This is a genomic window from Clostridium sp. SHJSY1, from assembly GCF_031626875.1.
Classification (GTDB): Bacteria; Bacillota; Clostridia; order Clostridiales; family Clostridiaceae; genus Clostridium.
This window is the reverse complement of record NZ_JANDMF010000103.1, coordinates 1-2,619: the sequence shown is the minus strand read 5'-3', so window position 1 is coordinate 2,619 and position 2,619 is coordinate 1. Positions and strand designations below refer to the sequence as shown.

At 26.8% G+C, this 2,619-nt stretch carries 3 protein-coding genes; all 3 read left to right on the top strand.

Going from position 1 to position 2,619, the window contains the following annotated elements:
• The coding region (locus tag NNC19_RS23270; RefSeq protein WP_310941076.1) for a hypothetical protein at nt 1-653 on the top strand (653 nt) is incomplete at its 5' end.
• Between the two features lie 205 nt (nt 654-858).
• Nucleotides 859-1,314 carry a hypothetical protein gene (locus NNC19_RS23265; protein ID WP_310941075.1) on the top strand — a complete coding sequence of 152 codons (456 nt, stop codon included), beginning with the start codon at nt 859-861 and terminating at the stop codon, nt 1,312-1,314.
• Nucleotide 1,315: 1 nt separating this feature from the next.
• Nucleotides 1,316-2,619 (top strand): hypothetical protein (locus tag NNC19_RS23260; protein WP_310941074.1); only part of this gene is annotated, 1,304 nt, incomplete at its 3' end.

Genomic DNA, 2,619 nt, shown 5'->3' with positions numbered 1-2,619 from the left:
AACAGATGAAAAAGAAATTAATATTAATGAGTGCATTAATTATAGCATTAAGTAGTTTTACAGGATGTGGTAGTAGTACATCAACAACAGAAAAAAAGATAGAAGAAAAATTGCCATTAACAAAAGAAAATTTGAAAAGTGTCTTCTTAGATTATGAATATAATGTAGTTGCTGAAATAGATGAAGAGGATAAATCTATAGATGCTGAATTTATTAAAAATAATGATGTAGAAAGAGGAAAGGAAAAAGAAGAATTAGATAAAATAGAAATGATACTACATGAAAGATTTGATATAAGGGAGGATGACACAAATAATACAATAAGATGTGTATATGATGGTAGAACTATAGTAAAAAGACATTGGAGTAAAATTCAAATTGGTGAAATACCTTATATATTAGTAAAAAAAGTAGATGGAGTTGTGCCATGTATTAAGTATAAATTGAATAGTGAATTTAATATGTTATCTCCTTATGGAGGGCTAGTAATAAGTGCTAGTGATAAAGAAGATGGAGATATATCAGATAAAATAAAGGTGAAAAATCTTGAAATTTTGAAGGAACTAGGAAAAAATAAAAAATTAATTTATGAAGTAACAGATAGTGATGGAAATACAAGAACTGAAGAGTTTGATGTTGATGTTATTAATTAATGAGTTGTAAATAGAAATATTTAATTTAACACTTGTTCAGCTATGTAAAGTGAGAAAGAACAAGTGTTAAATTTTAATAATTTTTAAAGTATACTTATTGAGGCCTTATGTAAAATTAGTAGTATTTAAAATTGTTAAATAATAAAAAATAAAGAGTCAAAAAAATAGTGGCTTTAGTTACATAAAAAGAAAGGAAGATAGAAAAATGGGAATGAAAGTGAATATAGAAACAGGAGAATTAGTAATTGAGGAAAAGTATGTGGTAAAACCACTAATGACAGTTGAAGAAATAAAAAAATCTAATTTAATAGAATTAATGGATGAAGAAAACAGAGGGTGGTTAGAAAATCGTCCAAGTCATCCAATAGCAATATTTATAGATGTTAATGGTGAGGAAGTAAAGGTTGAATTTGAGATTATTGGAGGAAAATTAGTAATAATTAATATTGTGGTTGATCCTGAAGGAATAGCAGAAGCTTATTATAGTGGAAATCAAGGGAAATTTGATAATATAGTTTCTAAAAATTTACTTTTCATGGTAGAACTTTTTAAAGATAACAAAAATAATGATTATGAATGGGGATATGCTGAATTTAATAATGGAAATAGGACCTATAATGTTAAAACAAAAATAAAATATTTTAGAGGGGTAGTGATATAAATTGCCTAGAAAAGATATTGATTTTGATAAAGATCCTGTACTGTTTAATAGTTATTATCAAGCTTCCAAAAATTATCCTGGAAAAGATTCAGTTGAGGAAGTTACTATTAAAAAAGGAAGCTTGTTTGCTATAGTACAATTAGCTGAACCTAATGGTGGTGGAGATTATTTAATACCAATAGATAAATTCAAAGATTATGAATTAGATGCTGCTGCTTTATGTCAAGCATATCAAGTTGCACCTTTTCATAATGAAAAAACAGGAGAGGTTACATATAAGCCAGAAGCAGGAATATATTTAGCAAACGAAGATATAATAATAGCTGAAGGACCTACCACTGCTAACCCTCAATATGGCTTAGGGGGTGAAGTACAGAATGTTATGCCTCATGGAAAGATTAAAATTCAAGATTCATACCATGATAAGGAAATGAAATCACATCATCCATTAATTCCAATAAATTTAAATAGTTATGAGAGTGAAAAATATATATCGGATGAAGATAAGAGAAAAATATATGATATAAAAGATAAGTATAAAGATAGTATTAATGCTAATGGATGTTTAGATTTGAAAAACATGGAAGTAGATATTGAAGTATATAAAGTCATGGAACAAAAAAATGAATTACATGAAAATTTATTTAAGCAAATAGGTATAATACAGGAATATTCAAAGGAATTGAATGAACCTTCAAGAGATTTAGAATATTTAAGAGATTTGAAAAATCAAATTAATAGGACTAGATCAAGGTTTTTTGAAAATCACTTGGATTTAGAAAATCAAATAAGTGAAGTAGAAAAAAATCCAGAACTAACAAAAACAATGTCAGAGACAGAAAAGGAACATTTGCTTAAGAGTGAAAATTTTTGTCCAGAAGAAATTAAGGATATATTGAAATATATGCAAGAAAAAATGGCAGAACTTGAGTCCAAGTTAACAGATGAAGAAAAGATTAAGTTAAATATTTCAGAAAAAGATTTAAAGTTAGAAGCTACAAAAGATAATAATGATTCAGAAGAAAAGAAGAAAAAAGAAGAGAAACTTAGTGAAATATATAAATATATTACTAGAGAAGGGGCAATTGAAGATTTAGGTTTTAGATCAAGGGTATATATTCCACAAGCAGAACGTATGCCAGAAGCATTACTTTGTAACCTTAAAGCAAAAGATGAGTTAAATAAAGTAATTAGCATAAGTGGTAATGATGAATTTAAGAAATTTTGCAGTAAAGAAATAGAAAAGTTAAATAAGGAAATTGAAAAATTAGATAAAGAGATAAAACCTTCAGATAAGGATTACAA